Here is a 21,524-nt window from a genome sequence, read left to right on the forward strand (position 1 = left end):
AATTTCTTGAATCGAATATCGCACTTGAGAAATTTCAAGCCAGGGCCAATTTAAAAAATAGCCTCTCTGCCTTAGATGTTCAATCTGAAAATATGGAGTTAGCAATAGAAGTTTTCAGGATGGCCAAAATCAAATACGAGGAAGGTGTAGGTTCTAACCTTGAAGTGATTGAAGCGGATTCAGCACTAAAAGAAGCCGAAACCAATTATTTCTCTGCCCTTTATGATGCTCTGATCGCAAAAGTCGATTTGGAAAAAGCACTAGGAATTCTTTAAAAACATGAAAAAATCAGCAATTTATATGAAAACAAGCAGCATATATCTTTTTCTTTCCCTTCTGATATTGACCTTTTCCTGTGCAGAAAAGGATGAATTGGCCCAAAAGAAGGAAGAATTATCCAAGTTAAAGAAGGAGGCCACTACCTTAAGGATGGCTATAGATGATCTGGAAAAGGAGATTTCAGGGCTTGATCCTGAATTTGGCAAACAAAACAGAAGGGCCATTATGATCTCAACGATCAGTCCAGAACTTACCCATTTTGAGCATTTTGTAGAAGTTTCAGGTTCTGTTCTTTCTAAAAAAAATGTCAGCATCAGTGGTGAAGTATCCGGAAGGATTCAGGAAATCAAAGCGGTTGAAGGTATGCGTGTAAGGAGAGGGGAAATTTTGGCAAGGATTGACGCCGAAGCAATTCTTCGGAATATTGATGAGGTAGAGAAGCAATTGGAATTGGCAAGTATCCTCTTCGAGAAGCAGGAAAGGTTGTGGAATCAACAAATCGGAACTGAAATCCAATATTTGGAAGCAAAAAATAGAAAAGAATCCTTGGACAAAAACCTGGCCTCTCTCAAAACGCAGGAGTCAAGAACCTTGGTTCGTGCACCTTTCAGCGGAACGGTGGAAAGTGTCCTTGTACGTATGGGAGAATTGGTTCAACCCGGGACACCCATGTTCCAGTTTGTCGGTGAAAGTGATCTGTTCATTGAAGCGGATGTTTCTGAAAGATTTGTGGGCATTGTTACCTCAGGCGATTCTGTGGAGATCAATTTCCCATCTTTGCAACAAGTTGTGAAAACCAAGGTCTCTGCCGTCGGATCAATTGTCAATCCGAATAACAGGACTTTCAAGGTTGAAGTATTTCTCCCCAGTATACCCAATATAAAGCCCAATATGATTTCGGTCTTGAAAATCAAGGATTACGAAAACCCTCAAGCGGTTATTGTGCCTAATTATTTGATTCTTCAGGACAATCAAGGTGATTATATATTCACTGTGGAGAATAATATGAGCAAGAAGCGCTATATCAAAAGGGGAAGGGTGTATAATGACCGCGCCGAAATCTTAGAGGGGCTTTCAGGCTCTGAAACCCTGATAGATAAAGGTTTTAGAGAGGTTGGAGATAATTTTAACGTTAACATTGTCGAATAATTTTTATGGCTGAAAGAGAAGAAAAAAAGAAAGGGGTTATCCGCGAATTTGGAATCAGTTCCCTTGCGGTTGATAATCAGACCTCTGTAGTCATTCTGGTGCTCATAATCACTGTTTTGGGAATAATGGCTTACAGAACCATGCCCAAAGAAAGTTTTCCGGAAATTGTGATTCCTACTGTTTATGTAGGGACAGCTTATCCTGGTAATTCCCCGGTGGATATGGAAAACCTGATTACGAGACCTATTGAGAAAGAGCTCAAATCAATCAATAACATCAAGGATATAAAATCCACCTCTGTTCAGGATTTTTCTTCAATTGTAATTGAGTTCAATCCAGGGGTAGAAATTTCAAAAGCCATACAGGATGTCAAAGACGCGGTGGATAAATCCAAAAGTGAATTGCCTACTGACCTGGATAATGATCCGGATGTCATTGAGGTCAATACTTCTGATTTTCCCATTATGAACGTCAACCTCTCGGGCAATTATTCAGGGGAGGAATTGAAGAAGTTTGGAGAATACTTGGAAGATGAAATTGAAAAACTTCCTGAAATTTCCAAAGCAGAGCTTCGAGGAACAGTAGAACGGGAAATTCGTATTGATGCGGATATTTTCAAGATGGAGGCTTTGGGTGTTTCTTTCAGTGATATTTCCGATGCGGTTTCTCAGGAAAATGTGACCATATCCGGCGGTAATCTGCTTACTGGGGATTTTAGAAAAGCACTTCGGATTACAGGAGAGTTTGAAAGCCCCAATGAGCTGAATGATATCATTATCAAGACAGAGAACAACAAGATCGTTTATCTTTCTGATGTGGCCGAAGTAAATGATACTTACAAAGAAAGGGTGAGTTATGCCAGAAGCAATAAGCTCCCGGTAGTCACTGTCAATGTGGTCAAAAGATCGGGTGAAAACCTTTTGGACGCTTCGGATAAAATCAAGTCCATCATTGAAAGGGCCAAGCGGGACCGTTTTCCTGAGGACCTCGACGTAAGTATCACCAATGACCAATCTAAGACCACTCGTTCTCAAGTAAATGACCTGGAGAACAGCATTATCTTTGGGGTGATCCTTGTGGTATTGGTATTGATGTTTTTCCTAGGGTTTAGGAATGCCTTATTTGTAGGGATCGCGATTCCTTTATCTATGTTTATTTCTTTCCTGATCTTAAATTCATTGGGTATTACTTTGAATCTGATGGTGCTTTTTGCACTGATTTTGGCTTTAGGGATGTTGGTGGATAACGGTATAGTAGTGGTAGAAAATGTATACCGTCTGATGCAGGAGGGGAAAAGCCCAATCAGGGCTGCCAAAGAAGGGGTGGGAGAGGTAGCATGGCCCATCATAACCTCTACGGCGACAACCTTGGCTGCCTTTATGCCATTGGCTTTTTGGGATGATATTATTGGGGAGTTCATGAAATACCTCCCCATTACCTTAATTATTGTACTTTCTTCTTCTTTGTTTGTGGCACTTGTGGTGAATCCAGTATTGACTTCATTGTATATGAAGGTGCAAGATGTCAATGCTGTAAAATCAAAAAGGAAGAATTTGATTGTGGCATTGGTATTGGCGGGGATGGCAATAATCAGTTATTTGTTGGGATGGATTGCTTTTGGTAACCTGTTTATGTTGGGAGCCCTGCTTACTGTATTTAATGTATTCATACTCCGTTCAGCTATTCGTTGGTTCCAGAATGTTTTTCTGGTATCCTTAGAAAACTTTTATGAAAAAACGCTTTCAGTAGCATTGAGAGGTCCTATGCCCTATGTGTTTTTTGGAGGGACTATCCTGCTTTTGGTCCTCTCGCTGGTCTTATTGGGTGTAAGGTCTCCTCAAATACTCTTTTTCCCAGACAATCAGCCTGCATTGGTCAATGTGTTTTTGGAGAAGCCTATCGGGACGGACACCGAGGCTACCAATAGCTTCATGTTGTCCATGGAAGATGATCTCTTGGGAGTTTTGAAGCCATATGATGACATCATTGAATCCATCATTACGCAAGTTGGTGAAGGTACTGGTGACCAATCTGATGGGCCAAGTATAGCCAATACCCCACATAAAGCCAAAGTGACGATCAGTTTTGTAGAGTATCAGTTTAGAAGGGGCATCAATACCAATAGGGTAATGGAAGAAATCAGGGATTTGGCTGACAAATATCCTGGCGTACTCATGACGGTAAACAAACAAACTGCTGGACCGCCTGTAGGAAGACCTATCAATATTGAAGTCAGTGGTGAAAACTTCGAAGCTTTGATTGCATATGTGACGGAGTTTAGGGATTATTTGGCTTCTGCCAATATACAGGGGATAGAAGAATTGAAGTCTGACTTGGAGCTGGGAAGTCCGGAAGTAGTTTTGAATATCAACAGAGAAATGGCCAGAAGATTTGGTCTCTCTACAGTGACCATTGCCAATGAGTTGAGGACCGCTTTGTTTGGTCTCGAGGTATCCAAGTACAAAGAAGGAGAAGATGATTATCCCATTCAACTTCGACTAAAGGATGAGTACCGGTACGATATCAATGCCCTGATCAACAAAAAAATCAATTTCAGGGATAAATTTGGTAATCAGAAAGAGGTTCCAATTTCTGCAGTAGCAGATGTGCAATATGGATCTACTTATGGGGCTGTTAAAAGGAAGGATTTAGAGAAAGTAATTACCATATTTTCCAATGTCAATGATGGATTTAATCCTACGGAAATCAATAATCAGTTAAAAGCCTTGGTAGCTGAATATGATGTACCTGAAGGCCTTACGGTGAAATTTACTGGTGAACAAGAGGAGCAGGCCAAGTCAACAGCCTTTTTGACAAGGGCTTTATTTACTGCTGTCTCGGTTATTTTCCTGATCATCGTCGCCCAGTTCAATTCTGTAACCACCCCCTTCATAATATTGGCTTCTGTGGTCCTGAGTACCATTGGTGTATTTTTGGGTTTGGTGATTTTCAATATGGATTTTGTTGTGATCATGACGGGTATAGGTATCATATCCCTTGCCGGAGTAGTGGTCAACAACGCCATTGTGTTGATCGATTATACGAATTTGGTCAGGGAGCGGAGAAGAGAAGAACTCAATATGCCTGAGGGAGAATTTCTTTCGTATGAAGAATTGTTGAACAGCATTATACAGGGGGGTAAAACCAGGTTAAGACCTGTGCTTCTAACAGCCATTACCACTGTATTGGGATTGATTCCTTTGGCCATAGGAATGAACATCAATTTCGGCACCTTATTGAGCTCTTTTGATCCACAATTCTTCGTGGGAGGTGACAACGCAGATTTTTGGGGGCCAATGGCTTGGACTGTTATATTTGGTCTAACCTTTGCCACCTTTCTGACGTTAGTAATTGTACCTGTCATGTATTTACTGGCGGATAAACTTAATATGGTGATTCGTAGGATTAAATAGCATGATTAAATAAAGGTTGGTGGTTTTTAAATGTGTAAACCCTTGGGATTTTATCCCAAGGGTTTTATTTTTTTTTGAATAGCCCGATTAGGGTAAATTTTAAACAGTGATAATTGTTAACTTTGTAAAATAACCCTTTAAACTATTTTTTATGACCGAATTGAAATGGTATGTATTATATACCAGCTCCAGAGCAGAGAAAAAAGTAGCCCAAAGACTGAGGGAATCAGGCCTTGAGGTATACCTTCCTTTGGTGGAGGAATTGCGCCAATGGTCTGATAGGAAAAAGAAGGTTCAAAAAGCCCTGTTCAATGGCTATTTGTTTGTAAAAACCTCCCGCCCAAATCTTTGGCAGGCACTCCAGGTTCCCGGTGCTGTGAAGTTTGTGCATTTTGCAGGGGAACATGCGACCGTACCGGAAAAAGAAATTGAAACCATTAAGCGAATTCTGGAAACGGGTGTGGCTGTAGAAACAGACGGCAGCGATATTGAAGAAGGACAAATAGTAAAGATTCTTGGAGGACCTCTACAGAATATGGAAGGGGAGTGTGTTCAAAAAGGAAATAAAGATTATTTCATTATCAGAATACCCGGGATCAATCAGAACATGTTGGTAAACATACCCAGAAAGTTCTTGGAAGTAGTGGGTGAAAAGTAGTTTTATCTTGGGCTGAGGTACTTTCTGATAACTATTTGTGCTTGGGCCAGATGATCATTTTTTTTCTGGGTGACAGTATTGCCATCTATCTTATCAGAAAATGTAAAAATAAGACTTCCCTCTAGGGCAATATCCCAGTATTTACTGAAGCTATGGCTAATTCCTGCTCTAAAAGGCAGGGTAGGAGTCCATACCCATGCACGGGTTGAAACAGCAGTTGGCTCCATACTGAAAGTTTGTTGTGTAACAGCGTACAATCCACCAATTCCAATTCCCATATACAGGTTGAATTCAGGTCTTACCATGTGATGAAAAACAGGGGCAAGATTTACCATAGGCATAAAATCCATAAAGTATGCCACACCTGTAAAGCTTACAGCTTGGCCTTTTTCCAACCAGCGATCGATGAGAGACTGGGAAGGATTACCACCACTTTCGATCCATTGTATCCCGGTATTGGCTCTAAAACTGAGGTGATCTGAAAACCTTTTTTCATAAATGAGGGAAAAAGAAGGGTTCCATTTAAAATTATAGATGCTGTACTGTCCACCATTATCGGCATAAATAAAAGATGGACCTATGCCAAAAGATAAAGTTCTGTTTCGTGGAGTTTTCTCCTTATAAAAGCCCTGCCCTTGACCTTTAAAAGGCATAAAAAGAATAAAAGTCAAAAATGTGATAAAGGCAGACTGCCATGAATATGCCTTTTTAAAATTGATCCAATACGTTGTTTCAGCCCCCATGGCTCAATCTTCTGTATCCTTTAAGGCCTGATTGATTTCTTCTTCCGTCATGCGTAATTTTTCTTTACATTTTTTGACAAGTTTGGAGGATTCTTTCACCAAGGCTGAGAGTTCATCCATACCTTTTTCCCCAGATTCTAAAAGGCTTACAATCTCCTCAATGCGTTGTATGGCTTGGTCGTAGCTAAAAGTATTATTTTCCATAGTTTTCCAATTTGATCACTTTGCTTCTTATTTTGTTTTGGATACCATAAGTATCTATTTCATCTCCCACTTTGATTTCTACCTGTTGAATAGGAATTCCGTTTATCTCGGTTCTGGTATATCCCATTTCAAAAAAGCGCTGAGGGTTTAATCTTTGCATATCTTTTTCTATCGCTTCAATTTGTTCTTTGCCCCTTTGAATACGGTATTTACTGCTTTTTTCTAAGATAAGGCTCAGGTTATTCAATTTGATCCGACTCAAATGAAGGGGTTGAGCGGCTAATGTCCTGATCTGCTTCAAGGTGTAATAAAGCCTTTCTTTTTCCTTTTGAAGGTTGAATTTGGCATGCTGCTGTAGCCTGTGTTCGAGTTCCTGTAGCTTTCTTTCTTCAGAATGCCGCATAAGTTCTGCAGAGCGCTGGATTTGCTTCCATTGCCATTCCAATTGCTCTTCAAATTCCAGAAAGCCGGAAAGTAAAAATTCGGCGGTTGCCGTAGGTGTTTTCAATTTGGTATGGGCTACCAAATCAGCAATGGTTTCATCCCTTTCGTGACCGATTCCGGTAATCACAGGTATTGGACTATTTGCCAGTTGCCGTGCAAGGTCATAATTATCAAAACAGTCTAGGTCAAGTTGGGCACCCCCTCCTCTGATCAGTATCAGCGCATCAAATGGATTGGCTTCGTGTTGGCTGAAAACTAATTGAAGTGCAGCGATCAGGGTTTTCACCGCTTCATTACCCTGAAGGGTAGCTTGAAAAAGGCTGTGGTTGACCTGAAAACCATATCGGTTATTTTGAAGTTGCTTGACGAAGTCGCCATATCCTGCAGCTGTGATGGAAGATATTACTGCTACTCTTTGGGGAACCCTTGATAAATTCAGCAATTTATTTTTGTCCAAGAGTTCTTCCCGGGCCAATCTTTCAATAACCTCTTGTCGGATACGTGCCCTTTCACCCAATGTAAAATTCGGGTCAATATCACGGATATTCAGGCTGATGCCGTATACTTCATGGAAAGTAACGGATACTTGGGCAAGTATCTTCATGCCGCTATTTAGAGACTGTCCGGTGATGGACTCAAAGCGGGTAGCCAGATTCCTATAGGTATATGCCCAGATATTTGCTCGCACTTTGGCAGCGATCTGTTGTCCTTGTTTTTCGACCAGTTCCAAATAAGCGTGGCCCTGCCTTGCCTGGTTTAAGTCTGCAATTTCCGCAATGACCCAGTACACCGGATCCAATTGGTTTTCCAGCGTATCTTTAACCAGTAAATTCAAGTCCAAAAGTGACAGCGGCTGTTTCATGCAAAAATATTTTTATAGAGAAATGTACATCAATACATGTCAAATCCAAGTTAATAGATTTTCCTCATATTTTATATTTCCTGATTCTCGCTTGGAGGCTTTCAGAGGCTTTTATCAGCGGGAGTCTTACGGCATCCCCACAAATACCCAACTCCTTCATCAGGAATTTTAAGCCTACAGGGTTGCTTTCTTCATACATCATGGGATTGACGTCTAAGAGTTTAAATGCCGCTTCCTTGGCAGTTTCCAAATCGGCATGACAAATGTCTTTGAATATTTCCGGATAAGCATTGGCGAGTACAGATATGACTCCATGTCCTCCAATAGCTCTCATGGAAGGAGTCAGTATATCATCTCCGGATATCAACAGGAAATCATCCGGCATTTTGGCTGCTATGCGCATGCATTGGGAAAGATCTCCGCTTGCCTCTTTGATTCCAATGATATTAGGATGCTTGGAGAGTTCCAGGGTCGTTTCGTAGCTGATATTGGACATGGTCCTTCCAGGCACATTGTATAAGATGACCGGTACAGGACATGCGTCTGCCAAAGCCCGATAATGGGTAATAATTCCCAGCTGTGAGGGTTTGTTGTAATAGGGGCTTACGGATAAAATGGCATCCACTCCATTGAAATCCGTGGCATTGATTTCATCAATAAGTCCCTGAGTATTGTTTCCTCCTAAACCATAAACTATGGGAAGCCGACCGGCATTGTATTCTAAAGCTGCTTTGAGGACTGCTCTTTTCTCCTCTTTACTGACAGTTGAAGTTTCACCTGTGGTGCCTTGTACAACCAAATAATCTGCTCCACCTTCAATAACGTGATCAATTACCCGTTTTAAGCCATTGTAATCTACAGAAAGGTCTTCAAGAAAAGGGGTGATAAGGGCCACGCCTGTGCCATGAAATTTTAGCATGCTTTTTTTATTTTATTGAGGTAATGAATCAAATATTGGATGTTTTCATGAATGTCTTTTTCTTCATACTGCAGCATCAAATCTAAGAAGGGTTTGGTATCTTCGGAAAAGAAGCCCATGCTCAACCTGCTTTTTTTCAGTAGCAGCAAATAACGTAAATAATCATTCAGCTTGAGGGAAGGTACAAACAGCAAATTCCAGTCTTCTTCCAAAAAGGCATTGAAATGATCGCTAGGGGTACCGTTGATATTGAAATGGCTATGGTTAAAGCCATCAATGGACATTTCTTTTTTATCAGAATAATAGTATCCACCTATTCTCACCTGATATCCCCAAATGTTCCTTATATGGCCTTTTATAGCTTCAAACTCCACCTCAGAACTTGCTAAAATCCCAATAGTTTTAATTTTTTCAGGAATGTCCACTGCTCTTTTATTATGATGAAGCAGCAATTTTTCCACCTTCCTTTTGACTAACCAATCTTTGAGCCACTTCATATATTACACTTTTTTGCCTGCTATTTTTAGAAACTCCTCTTCAGATACCAATTTTACCCCTAATTTCTCAGCTTTCTCTTTTTTACTTGGCCCCATGTCTTCCCCTTCAATGATAAAATCAAGGGCTTTGGATACAGATTTTAGGTATTGCCCCCCATTGGATTCGATAAAATCAATAATCTCATCCCTCTTGAAATGGTTCAATTTCCCTGATGCCAATATCTTCATGCCTTTGAGGTTTTCGCTTTCTAAGGCCTGATTAGCATTGTCGGTTTCAAATTTTAACCCATGGCTTTTCAGGCGCTCAATAATATTGATATTTTCAGGGTCTTTGAAATATTCCTGAATGCTGTGTACCAAGGTTTCTCCAACACCATTGATTGCCAAGAGGTCATCTGCACCTGCTTCTCGGAGTGCTTTTATAGATTTGAAATGCCTTGCTAAAAGCTGGGCCGTGTTTTCCCCAATATTTCTAATACCCAGTGCAAAGAGCACTTTTTCAAAAGCTTGGTTTTTTGAAACCCGGATTCCCTCCAGCATATTGGTAATTACACCTTCCTGAAAGGTGTTGGCCTTCATTTTTCTGATTCGTTCTTCCTGTTCGCTGCTTAGCGGGAGGTTCAATTTCAAGAGGATACCATGTACGGTATTTTCATGCAAACAGATTGCGGTCAACTTCTCAAGAGAAATCCAATTGCCGATGAGTATATGCAAGACAATAGCCACGGGCAGGTGGTCTTCCATTTGCGGAAGATGGCTACTGACCAATGTTTCCTCTAATTTTTTAATGGTGCCGATATTCTGGGCAACTTTTTTGTTGGATGTACGGATGAACACTTCAAAACTGCTTAAAACTTCCTTTAAAGGTTGATCGGCCTTGCTTTGTATAAATTTTTGGATGGCAGAAAGGGACAGTCCTTCCGTTAAAGCAAATAAGGCCTTTGGAAGTGCTATAAAGAGGTAACCATCATCGGATTTTTGGTACTGGTCCTGGCTCATTTCCAGCCCCAGGAGTTGGTCGGCCTTGCTTTCCAACTCGTAAAGGTCTGCAAAATTTTGCAGGTAACCTTGGTCTATAAGGGTTTTGATCCTTTCTGTGCCCAAGGAATCGATATCCATGGCTCGCTTGTGTACAAAGTGTTCAATCCTTCCAAGGACTTGGGGAGGACAGCTTTTACTGTTCGGGCAGAAATGCTTTGCTTCCCCTTCTTTTCTCTGCAAAGGGGTCCCACATTCTGGGCAGTGATCTATGTAAGAAATGGCTGCTGCACCTGCTTTTCTTTTATCCAGGACTACTGCGGTAATTTTTGGGATAATTTCTCCGCCTTTCTCTACGAAGACCGAATCTCCTTCAAAGAGTCCCAGTCTTTGGATTTCGTTGGCGTTGTGCAAGGAGGCCCTTTTCACGGTGGTACCGGCCAATTGTACTGGGGCAAGGTTGGCAACGGGAGTGATGGCGCCGGTTCGGCCCACCTGATAAGTGATGGAAAGGAGTACACTCTCAGCACTTTCTGCTTGGTATTTATAGGCTATTGCCCAGCGGGGGATTTTGGCGGTAAAGCCCAGTTCTTCCCTTTGTTCATAATTATTGATTTTTAAAACCACTCCATCTGTATCTAAGGGCAGTTCAAATCGTTTGTTTTTCCAGGAATCGATGTATTGCAGCACTTCATCCACAGTTTTACATTTGGTGTAGGTAGGGGAGACATTGAATCCCCATTTTTCAATCATATGGATGGCTTCATCATGTGTACTGATACCAATATCTTCTCCCAAAAGCTGGTAAAAATAGCAGTTCAGTCTTCTTTTGGCCACAATGGCACTGTCCTGCATTTTGACAGTACCAGAGGCAGCATTTCTTGGATTGGCCAAAAGTGTTTCACCGTTCGCTTCTCTTTCTGTATTGATTTTTTCAAATTCTTTCCTAGGCAGAAATATTTCTCCGCGGACTTCAAATTTGGAGGGTACATCTTCACATTGAATGTGGAGGGGTATATTTTTGATTGTTCTGATGTTTTCTGTGACCACATCTCCTTTGGTACCATCACCACGCGTGACTGCCCTGAGAAGACGCCCATTTTCATACACCAGACTGATAGCTACCCCATCAAACTTCAGCTCGCAAAAATATTCATAATCTCTGTGACCTAGACCTTTGGCAACCCTTTCATCAAAAGCTTTCAGTTCTTCTTCAGAGTAGGTATTTCCCAAAGAAAGCATGCGGGATTCATGTACCGCAGTTTCAAATTCTTTTGTTATGGTGCCGCCAACCCGCTGACTTGGACTGTCAGAATCCAAAAATTGAGGGAATTCCTGTTCCAGCCTGATCAATTCATCAAGCAGCTGATCGAATTCAAAATCGGAGATCTCAATCCTATCTTCTTGGTAGTAAAGCTGGTTATGGTAATTGATTTGCTTTGTCAGCTCACCGATTCTCGATTTGGCCTGCTCTGGATTCATAAATTTTAAAATAATATTAAGGCGATTGTTCCAAAATTAACTGATGTCCAAAGAATCACCAAGGAATACCTGATCTAAGCAGCTTTTTATTTGATGACTGTGGAAATGTTTAGTATTGACTATATTTGAGGCCTATTCCCCTATGATGAGCAAAAGATCAGATATCGAAGCCAGAATTCTGGATACAGCCTATAAGCTCTTTTTAGCCCAAGGTTATAAAAATACAACCATGGATGATATTGCACAATCCCTGTCCATGAGTAAAAAAACTTTGTATAAATATTTCCCAGGAAAGATGGAGCTATTGGCAGCATCTTTCGAAATTCTCAAAACCAGGTTGTCCATTAAAGTGCAGACCCTATTGGAAAACCAATACATTTCTTACACAGCCAAACTCAAGTCTATGCTTACCGTAGTAGCGGAAGATTTGGCCCATATCAACCCCGGTCTTCTAGAGGACCTTAGGGAGCATGCTCCAAACATCTGGAAAGGGTTGCAGGAATATATCCGTGAGTCTGCTTACCTACGCTTCCAGAAGCTGATTCAGGAAGGAGTGGACAAAGGCTTTGTTTCTCCCAAGATCAATATAAGTTTGGCGGTGTTGATGTATGCTTCGGCTATCCAAAACCTTATTGATCCCAAATTTTTATCACAGTTTCCATCCGAAATGAAAAATAAATTGGAGCTCAGTACCGCTGAAATTTACGATCAGGTGGTACAGGTTATTTACCACGGAATTTTAACAGATGAAGCCAAACAGGAATTCCATCAATTTTGATCACATTTCAATCCTCCATTTCCCTATCTTTGCAGTCCATGAAAAATAAATCATTCAAAAGATATACTGTTACTTCAGCCTTGCCCTATGCCAACGGACCACTTCATATTGGACACCTGGCAGGTTGTTATATTCCATCGGATATTTATGTGCGGTACCTTCGGTCCAAAGAAAGAGAAGTAGCCTACGTTTGTGGTTCGGACGAACACGGGGTAGCTATAACCATCAAAGCCAAAAAAGAAGGTATCAGCCCACAAGATGTGGTAGACCGTTACCACGAAATGATGAAGAATAGTTTTCAGGAATTTGGAATCAGTTTTGATCATTATTCCAGAACCTCGGCTGCAATCCACCATGAAACGGCAGCAGGCTTTTTCAAGGACCTGTACAAAAAAGGTGAGTTTTTGGAACAGATTACCCAGCAATACTTTGACCAAGAAGCGGGACAATTTTTGGCTGATAGATATATAGAAGGGACCTGTCCAAAATGTGGACACGATGGTGCCTATGGCGATCAGTGTGAAAAATGCGGTTCTTCTCTAAGTCCTACAGATTTGATCAATCCCAAGTCTAAACTCTCAGGCAGTACACCTGTGCTGAAAGAAACAAAGCATTGGTTTTTGGATTTGGCGAGGTACACGGATTTCCTTAAAAATTGGATTTTGGTGGACCACGCTTCAGACTGGAAAAATAATGTGCTTGGTCAGTGTCGCTCTTGGCTGGAAGCCGGAGATGGCCTTCAGGCAAGGTCCATGACAAGGGATATGGACTGGGGTATTCCTGTACCGGTTGAAGGTGCGGAAGGGAAAGTGCTTTATGTATGGTTTGATGCCCCCATTGGCTATATCTCTTCAACAAAGGAGTGGGCTAAGGAAAAGGGCATTGATTGGGAACCCTATTGGAAAGATGAGGAGACCAAATTGGTGCATTTTATTGGCAAGGACAACATTGTTTTCCATTGCATCATTTTCCCGGCCATTTTAAAAACCCATGGAGGTTATGTGCTTCCGGATAATGTACCTGCCAATGAGTTTTTGAACCTGGAGGGGGATAAGATTTCTACCTCCAGAAACTGGGCGGTATGGTTACATGAGTATTTGGAGGATTTTCCAGGTAAACAGGATGTCCTGCGTTATGTATTGACTGCCAATGCACCGGAAACCAAAGACAATGATTTTACATGGAAGGATTTTCAGTCAAGGAACAATTCGGAACTGGTAGCCATATTTGGAAACTTTGTAAATAGGGCCGTTGTCCTGACACATAAGTTTTTTGAAGGCAAGGTTCCTGCTTTGGGACCTTTGGAGCAGATTGATAAAGATGTTTTGGACGAAATGGCTGCTTTCCCTGAGAAAATTGCCGGTTCCATTGAGCGATACCGGTTTAGGGAAGCCCTTTCCTTTGTGATGGATTTTGCCAGGATGGGCAATAAATACCTTGCCGATACAGAGCCATGGAAAGCTATCAAAACGGATCCTGAAAGAACTGGGACAGTGCTTAACATTGCTTTAAATATTGTGACCAATCTGGCTGTTGTGTCAGAGCCTTTCTTACCTTTTACTGCTGCTAAAATATATGGCATGCTTGGCCTGGAAGGATTGCATTGGAAGCAAGCTGGAAATGCTGATCTGCTTAAAGCAGGGGCGACAATTAAGGAGGCAGCTTTGCTCTTTGAAAAAATAGAAGATCAAGTAGTGGAGGTACAAGTAAATAAGTTATTGGAAGCGAAGAAAAAGAATGATATGGAAAATGCACAAGCAGCACCAATGAAGGATATCATTACCTATGATGATTTCGCCAAATTAGACATGCGGGTAGTAAAAGTTTTGACAGCTGAACCTATGCCCAAATCTAAGAAGTTGTTGAAGCTGACGGTGGATACCGGGGTGGGACAGCGTACAGTGCTTTCCGGTGTGGCGGAGCATTTCAAACCAGAAGAGCTGATCGGTAAGCAGGTGGTTATGCTGATCAACTTGGCCCCCAGAAAGATGATGGGAATTGATTCAGAGGGTATGATTCTGATGGCTGAAGACAGAGATGGAGGATTGAAATTACTTCAACCGCATCAAGGAGTTTTCAATGGGGCTACGATTTCTTAATATTATTTTTTCAGTTACCATTGACAGCTTACCGGAATCATCACCCTGAGATTTTAAAATTTGGGATTGACAGATTACAGTAACCGTCATTCTGAGTGAGGAACTGCCTGTCCCGCAGAATTGCGGGAAGCGAAGAATCTCCCAAAGTTAAGGAGATACTTCGACTCCGCAAGCTCCGCTACCATTGACAGAAATGTACGTCACTCTGACGAAGGAAAGCCTGCCCCGATCCTTTCGGGGAGTTTCCCAAAATAGAGGAGATCCTTCTCCCGAATTACTCGGGATCAGGATGACGGCTCGCTAGATGTCATTGCCTTTCTGTAAATGTAAAATTTAAAAACTCAACATGACACTTTAATAGCAGTCACTTCCTTCTTTTTTTGATTTTCAAGGAAAAAATCTTAGCTTGAAAGGCTACATTTATTTTATTGATTTTCGAAAAATGGATACTAAAAATTACCCTGTTGGAGACAATTTTGATGAAATGTTCAATGAGAAGGGGGAATGCAGATGGCACTACTCGGAATTTCTCGATCATTTAAAAAAAACAAGTTCCAAAAAAATCTCCCATCTCCAACATGCTGCCAATAAGAATCAGGTAGCTATGGGCATGACCTTCAATGTCTACCATGATAATCAGGGGATAGAAAAAATCCTACACCTGGACATTGTTCCACGCATCATTCCCAATCAGGAGTGGCAGCATTTGGAAGCCGGGCTAAAGCAGCGGATCCATGCGCTTAATTTGTTTATCCATGATATCTATAATGAGCAAAAGGCCTTAAAAGATAAGATCGTTCCAGAAGATTTAATTCTTGGGAGTAAGGATTACTTGAAGCCTTGTATAGGATTGAATCCACCAAAAGGCATTTGGTGCCATATTACCGGAACGGATCTGGTGCGTAACAATGATGGGAATTATTACATTTTGGAAGACAACCTGCGTTGCCCATCCGGGGTGTCCTATATGTTGGAAAGCAGAGAAATCATTAAAAGAGCATATCCGGATCTTTTTAATCAGCTGGGTGTGATGCCTGTATCTGACTACCCGGTGAAGTTGCTGAAGATGTTACAATTCATCTCCAATAAGGAGAAGCCTGTCGTGGGAGTACTGACTCCAGGGATTTATAATTCAGCCTATTTTGAACATTCATATTTGGCTTTACAGATGGGGGTGGAGTTGGTTTCCGGTGTAGATCTGATTACCAAAGGCAAGAAAGTATACATGCAGACCACCAAAGGCCTAGAGCAGATCGATGTGTTATACAGGAGAATAGACGATACATTTTTAGATCCTCTTTCTTTCAATCCCCATTCCTTATTGGGTGTTCCTGGAATTTTTGAGGCCTATAAAGCAGGAAATATTGCCCTTGCCAATGCACCCGGAACGGGAGTTGCAGATGACAAAGCAGTTTATGCCTATGTTCCTAAATTGATTAAATATTATCTGGGAGAGGAACCTATTCTACAGAATGTACCCACTTATCTGTGCAGGGAGGAGCAGGACAGAAAATATGTACTTGAAAATATTGAACAATTGGTAGTCAAGGAAACCAATGCTGCGGGTGGATACGGAATGTTGATCGGACCAAAAGCCAGTAAAGCAGAGCATGTAAAATTCAGGGAGTTGATTAAAAGAAATCCGACCAACTATATTGCCCAGCCTACATTGTCTCTGTCAACTGTACCCACGCTTACCGATGAGGGTTTGCAGGGAAGGCATGTAGACTTGAGGCCTTATATTCTTTATGGAGAAAACATTGAAGTGATACCAGGGGCATTGACAAGGGTAGCACTGAAAAAAGGTTCCCTGGTAGTCAACAGTTCCCAAGGTGGAGGAAGTAAAGATACTTGGGTTTTGTACAATTGATTGGTTTATTTCAAAATAAAGGATAACTGTAAAAAATAATTATATGCTGAGTAGAGTTGCAGATTCTATTTATTGGTTGGGCAGGTACTTGGAAAGGGCGGAAAATTATGCCCGTTTTATTGATGTCAATTATAACCTGATGCTGGATTTACCTCCTGATATGAAGGCCCAGTGGGAACCATTGGTTTATGCCACAGGAGACCATGACCTGTATGTACAAAAGCATAAGACCTTTGAGAGAAAGGAGGTGGTATATTTTCTAGCATTTGATACCGACAATCCAAACTCCATCATTTCAAGTATCAATTTTGCCAGGGAAAATGCCCGGGTAATCAGAGAAAATCTTACCAAAGAAACCTGGGAAAAGCTGAATGGGCTTTACCACTATGTACAAAGAAGTGCTGATAAAAAAGAATGGAGCAAGGATGATCCCAGAGCGTTTTTTGATGGGATAAAAAACCAGATTTTATTGCTCTATGGTCTGGCAGACAGTACAGTAGCACGTACAGAAGGATGGTATTTCCGACAATTGGGACTTTTTCTTGAAAGGGCGGACAAGACCAGTAGAATTGTGGATGTGAAGTACCATATTCTGCTACCATCTCCCAACTGGGTGGGGACACCCTTGGATTTTTTGCATTGGACGGCACTCTTGAAATCGGTGACTGCATTTAACACATACAGAAGGCTTTATGGTAATATTGAACCTTCCAAGGTGGTGGAGTTTTTGCTATTGAATAAGTATTTTCCAAGATCAGTTTTTTATTGCCTTCGGGAGGCGGAAAGCTGCCTTCATAAAATATCCGGGAATGGAGGGCAAGGCTACAGGAATTCTGCTGAAAAGGCAATTGGAGAATTAAGGTCTAATTTGGAGTTTACCGATGTTTCCGAAATAATTGAAACAGGACTGCATGAATACATTGATAGCTTGCAGTTGAAAATAAATCAGGTTTCTAATAAGATTCATAGTAACTTCTTCCAAATTAAGGATAACTTTAGCCATCAAAACAGCTTTCAAGAATAATGACCTTTTGTTTAGGAATCAAAACCAAGTACGGTATAGTGGGTCTTTCAGATACCCGGATTACCTCAGGAACAGAAACAACCACTTCTAAAAAAGTATTTACCGTAAACAGGGATAAGCATTCTTTTTTTATCATGACCTCTGGATTAAGGTCGGTAAGGGACAAGGCGATCACTTATTTTACCGAAGTTATAGAGGAACAGGACGAGGACTTTACAAAACTGTATAAAGCTGTCAATGAGTTTGGCCATCAAGTGAAGCGTGTTGCATTGGAAGACAAAGCCCATTTGGAGGAGGCTGGCCTGAACTTTAATTTGTTTTCCATTATTGGCGGGCAATTAGAGGAAGACAAAACACCCAAGCTGTACTTACTCTATCCGCAGGGAAATTGGATAGAGATCAGAAGGGGGACTCCTTTTGTGTCCATAGGAAATACGGGGGCTGGAAATCCGGTTTTGCGCAGGTCATTGCAATATGAAGATTCCTTAGAGTATGCCATGAAATGCGCCTTTCTGGCGTTTGATGCTACAAGAATTTCGGCCAATGACGTAGATTATCCCATAGATACTGTGGTTTTGGAAAATGACCATTATCATATCATCGAAAAAAGATTTGAACAGAAGGAGTTAGAGCATATTGGAAGTTTTTGGAACGAACGGATCAAAGCCGCCATCAAGGAACTGCCTTCAGATGTTTTGGGAAAGGCTTTTGGAGGGATTTCCTTAGTAGAAGAAAATACATGAAACTCGAAATCCAACATTTTAGCCAATATAAATACTCTGAAAGAGTAGTACTTAATCCCCATTTGTTGTTTTTGATTCCTCAGCAAAGGTCATATTTTAAAGTTGAAAGATCCAGGGTACAGATTCATCCGGAACCAGATGCCGTCCATGAAAGGATAGACATGCTGGGTAATACCCATTATCAGACTTGGTTTCAGGGAGAAACGGACAGCCTTTCCATAGAAGTGGACTATATCATCAATATTTACCCTTTCAATCCTTTTGGTTTTCTTTTCACGGAATTTATAGCTTATCCCTTTTCTTTTTTCCAATATTCCACAGATAAGCAGCTGTTTTTGCAGGCTTTCCTGCATACAGAAAAAAATCTGGATTTAGGACATTATGCCTCCCAGTTTATGAATGAGTCTAAAGACTTGGTTTCTTTCCTATTTAATCTCACAGAGAGTATTCATAATGACTGGAAGCATATTATCAGAGAGGAGGAAAATCTCTGGTCTGCTGATTTTACTTTTAAACAGCAAAAAGGATCCTGTAGGGACCTTAGTTGGATGTTGGTTCATATATTGAGAAATATAGGATTGGCTTCAAGATTTATCAGTGGTTATGCATACAATCCTGAACTCAAGGAAGGGCATGAGTTACATGCATGGGTGGAGGTTTATCTGCCAGGTGCTGGTTGGATTGGTCTTGATCCAAGTTTGGGTTTGTTTACGGACAACCATTATATTCCATTAGCAACAGGTTACAGCGCTGAGCTGGTGTCTCCTGTGCAGGGAAACTTTGGAGGCAGTGCTTTGTCGGAGTTAAAAGCAGAAGTGTGGATCAGGCGGAGTGAGGGTTGATAGGGAAAGGGAAGAGTTTCGGGAGAAGGAAAAAGGAAAAAAGGTTCAGAGTTTATTGGTTCAGGAGTTCATTGGTTCATAGATACCTTATGTGATTCGTACAACTTAGAACAACTTGTAATTCTGTGGCGGATTGAACTGAAATGATTCAGAGTTCAGCCTGCTCCGAAGTATTGTGTAGGGTTCATGGGGTTCCAGAGTTCAATGTACTAAGAGAGTCAAGCGAGCGGAATAACCATAAAAAGACTTCCCTTTTATTGAACATTTTTTGGGATAATTCTGTATTTAATGGGAACAAAAAAATAGCTATGAATTTACTGGGGGCCTCAATTTTTATTATTGCCATCTTACTTTTTTCTACCTTCTTAAACTGGTATGTTTTTCAGGCAGTTAAAACACTTTCTCAACAGATAAGTATTGAGAGAACCAGAAATACAGTCCAAATCCTGTACTGGTTGGTATTTGGAGGGATTTCACTTTGGTATGTTTATACATTTCTAAAAGTATTCATAACGGGTGAATTCACTTTGTCCACCCAGACATTGTTGAATGTTTTTTTGACAGTGGTAGTGACTCAGTTGGTATGTGTGATTTTTCTTTTTTCCGAGGACATTTACAGAAATGCTTATGCGGGATTTGCTTACCTTTCTAAAAACAGGGATAGTTTCAGTTTTCCACCCAGGAAATTTTGGATCAGTGCGGTTGCCGTGATGGTGGCTATGATTCCCTTTTTCGGTTTTTTGTATGGCATGTCATTTGGGAAACATAATTTCAAATTACACCGAGAGGTGCTTTATTTTGAAGATTTACCCGAAGCATTTGATGGATTTACAATTACGCAAATTTCTGATATACACATAGGCAGTTTCAAAAACCCTGATCATGTGCAAAAGGGTATAGATATGGTATTGGCTCAAGAATCTGACTTGTTTGTTTTTACGGGAGACTTGGTCAATCATAGGGCGGACGAAATTGATCCTTTCATTTCACTATTTTCGGAAATCAAGGCACCTTATGGACAGTATTCCATCATTGGAAATCATGATTATGGGGATTATATTCCATGGCCAAGCAAAGAGGCCAAGGAAGCTAATTTTCAGTTGTTTTTAGATAAGCACAAAGAACTTGGATTTAAACTTTTACGTGACGAGGGGATAAGGATTGAAAAGGATGGATCGTTTATCCAGCTGCTAGGCGTAGAAAATTGGGGAGTAGGCTTTGGGTCGAGGGGTGATTTGGAGAGGGCATTGGAACAGACAGCAGTGGAAGATTTCAAGATCTTGCTTTCCCATGATCCATCTCACTGGGACCAACAGGTTAAAACACACGAGATGGGGATACACCTTACTTTGTCTGGGCATACCCACGGCATGCAATTTGGGATTGAAACGCCCATTATCAGATGGAGTCCTGTACAATACCGCTATCCTAACTGGGCAGGCCTGGCGGAACATGAAGGCCGGTTCCTTTATGTAAACAGAGGTTTTGGTTTCCACGCATTTTCCGGAAGGGTTGGCATTTGGCCTGAAATTACGGTAATTGAACTCAGGAGAAAGAAATTATAATCCTTAACGGGAACTTTTTGTGACCAAATGCGTTTAAAGGGTATGGAAATACTCTTTTCTTTATTTTTGATTATTGCGGTTTGGCAACAGGATAAGCCAAAAAGCATTGAAGATTTTCAGTGGAAGAACCGTTTGGTACTGTATTTTCAGTCCGAGAGTAACACAAATCTGAGCTTCACGGATAGTCTTGAACATGAGATTCAGGATAGAAAAATCATTTATCTGATATTTAATGATAGTCTAGTGAGCAATCATGACATGGATTTTTCTGATGAGTACCTCAGCTACCTTCAAAAAAAATATAAGATGGGAACGAAAAAAGATTGTTGGGTACTGATAGGTCTTGATGGTGGTGTAAAAAGTAGGGTAGAGGAGAAATTGGATTGGGCCAGGATTTTTAAAACAATTGATGCCATGCCGATGAGGCAGTCGAAGATCAGGAATTTATAGAGCTTGCTGAAAAAGTCTCAGGTATGCCAGCCCTTCCTATCGGTAGGCAAGTTTAAAGCGGGCGAATGAAGATGTATGCTTATACTTCGAATGAGACCAATTTATCCTAAGAGTTAGACAATGATTAATATGAAAAAATCAGCAATTTTGTTTTGTGTTTTTCTTATGGTGGGGCTGGTCCATGCCCAAGACGAAAAGAAAACTGTGTAGAGATTTCAGTGTTTAGAAATGAAGGTAATGTTCTAGCTCCAGTAAGTAGCATGTTTATTCATGGAATTAATGTAAACTACAGTAGGTATTTTTTTAAAAGATGGACTAGTATATCACTTGGTGTGGGATACAGGTTTTAATTAGTAGAATCCAAAGAATTAGTTGATCCTAAAAACATCATTGCCCTCAATCAAACCCGATTGAGGGTATTTATTTTTTTAAAACTTTACTACTTAGTATTTCAGCTCCTCATATTTTGTCCAGATGCCCCAGTAGGCACCTACATCACCTACATCACCGACTTTCCAAGACTCA

General features: G+C 40.9%; 18 protein-coding genes. 12 read left to right on the top strand and 6 right to left on the bottom strand.

Annotated elements, in window-relative coordinates; translation table 11 throughout:
* The 4 genes from QZT73_RS09315 to QZT73_RS09330 all read left to right on the top strand — a co-directional run.
* Nucleotides 1-275, top strand: a 275-nt coding sequence (locus QZT73_RS09315) for a TolC family protein (protein WP_291787778.1), incomplete at its 5' end; no start/stop codon positions are given.
* Between the two features lie 25 nt (nucleotides 276-300).
* Complete coding sequence (locus tag QZT73_RS09320; protein WP_291785226.1) at nucleotides 301-1,428, top strand: efflux RND transporter periplasmic adaptor subunit; 1,128 nt, start codon at nucleotides 301-303, stop codon at nucleotides 1,426-1,428.
* A 5-nt stretch (nucleotides 1,429-1,433) separates the two neighbouring features.
* Nucleotides 1,434-4,841, top strand: coding sequence for an efflux RND transporter permease subunit (locus QZT73_RS09325; protein ID WP_291785218.1), 3,408 nt, complete (start codon nucleotides 1,434-1,436; stop codon nucleotides 4,839-4,841).
* A gap of 151 nt (nucleotides 4,842-4,992) precedes the next feature.
* Nucleotides 4,993-5,499, top strand: a complete 507-nt coding sequence (locus QZT73_RS09330; protein WP_291785216.1) for a UpxY family transcription antiterminator — start codon at nucleotides 4,993-4,995, stop codon at nucleotides 5,497-5,499.
* A gap of 2 nt (nucleotides 5,500-5,501) precedes the next feature.
* Here QZT73_RS09330 and QZT73_RS09335 read toward each other — a convergent pair whose 3' ends face one another.
* The 6 genes from QZT73_RS09335 to ligA form a co-directional block, all read right to left on the bottom strand.
* Entirely contained in the window at nucleotides 5,502-6,242 is a 741-nt protein-coding gene (locus QZT73_RS09335; protein WP_291785214.1) for a hypothetical protein, read from the bottom strand.
* Nucleotides 6,243-6,245: 3 nt separating this feature from the next.
* The gene (gene xseB, locus QZT73_RS09340; protein WP_291785212.1) at nucleotides 6,246-6,446 is read right to left on the bottom strand and encodes an exodeoxyribonuclease VII small subunit; all 201 of its coding nucleotides are present in this window, start codon (nucleotides 6,444-6,446) and stop codon (nucleotides 6,246-6,248) included.
* Complete coding sequence (xseA, locus tag QZT73_RS09345) at nucleotides 6,436-7,752, bottom strand: exodeoxyribonuclease VII large subunit (protein WP_291787781.1); 1,317 nt, start codon at nucleotides 7,750-7,752, stop codon at nucleotides 6,436-6,438. Before xseA ends, xseB begins: the two co-directional genes overlap by 11 nt.
* Nucleotides 7,753-7,816: 64 nt before the next feature.
* Nucleotides 7,817-8,671 carry a 4-hydroxy-tetrahydrodipicolinate synthase gene (gene dapA, locus QZT73_RS09350; RefSeq protein WP_291785208.1) on the bottom strand — a complete coding sequence of 285 codons (855 nt, stop codon included), beginning with the start codon at nucleotides 8,669-8,671 and terminating at the stop codon, nucleotides 7,817-7,819.
* Nucleotides 8,665-9,168, bottom strand: a complete 504-nt coding sequence (locus QZT73_RS09355; RefSeq protein ID WP_291785206.1) for a hypothetical protein — start codon at nucleotides 9,166-9,168, stop codon at nucleotides 8,665-8,667. Before QZT73_RS09355 ends, dapA begins: the two co-directional genes overlap by 7 nt.
* A 3-nt stretch (nucleotides 9,169-9,171) precedes the next feature.
* On the bottom strand, nucleotides 9,172-11,628 hold the full coding sequence (gene ligA, locus QZT73_RS09360) for an NAD-dependent DNA ligase LigA (protein ID WP_291787784.1): 2,457 nt from the start codon (nucleotides 11,626-11,628) through the stop codon (nucleotides 9,172-9,174).
* Between the two features lie 145 nt (nucleotides 11,629-11,773).
* On the opposite strand from ligA, the gene QZT73_RS09365 reads away from it, so the two are divergent.
* From QZT73_RS09365 to QZT73_RS09400, 8 genes are all read left to right on the top strand, one after another.
* Complete coding sequence (locus tag QZT73_RS09365) at nucleotides 11,774-12,406, top strand: TetR/AcrR family transcriptional regulator (protein WP_291787792.1); 633 nt, start codon at nucleotides 11,774-11,776, stop codon at nucleotides 12,404-12,406.
* 38 nt (nucleotides 12,407-12,444) lie between these two features.
* Nucleotides 12,445-14,505: a methionine--tRNA ligase gene (gene metG, locus QZT73_RS09370; protein ID WP_291787786.1), complete on the top strand. Its 2,061-nt coding sequence runs from the start codon at nucleotides 12,445-12,447 to the stop codon at nucleotides 14,503-14,505.
* A gap of 442 nt (nucleotides 14,506-14,947) precedes the next feature.
* A complete protein-coding gene (locus QZT73_RS09375; RefSeq protein ID WP_291784716.1) occupies nucleotides 14,948-16,375 on the top strand; it encodes a circularly permuted type 2 ATP-grasp protein in 1,428 nt (475 codons plus the stop codon).
* 43 nt (nucleotides 16,376-16,418) lie between these two features.
* On the top strand, nucleotides 16,419-17,399 hold the full coding sequence (locus QZT73_RS09380) for an alpha-E domain-containing protein (RefSeq protein WP_291784714.1): 981 nt from the start codon (nucleotides 16,419-16,421) through the stop codon (nucleotides 17,397-17,399).
* The gene (locus tag QZT73_RS09385) at nucleotides 17,399-18,142 is read left to right on the top strand and encodes a peptidase (protein ID WP_291784712.1); all 744 of its coding nucleotides are present in this window, start codon (nucleotides 17,399-17,401) and stop codon (nucleotides 18,140-18,142) included. Before QZT73_RS09380 ends, QZT73_RS09385 begins: the two co-directional genes overlap by 1 nt.
* Nucleotides 18,139-18,984, top strand: coding sequence for a transglutaminase family protein (locus QZT73_RS09390; protein ID WP_291784710.1), 846 nt, complete (start codon nucleotides 18,139-18,141; stop codon nucleotides 18,982-18,984). The genes QZT73_RS09385 and QZT73_RS09390 overlap by 4 nt, the downstream gene beginning before the upstream one ends.
* 143 nt (nucleotides 18,985-19,127) lie before the next feature.
* On the top strand, nucleotides 19,128-20,549 hold the full coding sequence (locus QZT73_RS09395) for a metallophosphoesterase (protein WP_363331092.1): 1,422 nt from the start codon (nucleotides 19,128-19,130) through the stop codon (nucleotides 20,547-20,549).
* Between the two features lie 42 nt (nucleotides 20,550-20,591).
* Nucleotides 20,592-20,999 carry a DUF4174 domain-containing protein gene (locus QZT73_RS09400; protein ID WP_291787789.1) on the top strand — a complete coding sequence of 136 codons (408 nt, stop codon included), beginning with the start codon at nucleotides 20,592-20,594 and terminating at the stop codon, nucleotides 20,997-20,999.
* Nucleotides 21,000-21,524 lie beyond the last annotated feature (525 nt).

The organism is Cecembia sp., from assembly GCF_007126775.1.
Classification (GTDB): domain Bacteria; phylum Bacteroidota; class Bacteroidia; order Cytophagales; family Cyclobacteriaceae; genus Cecembia.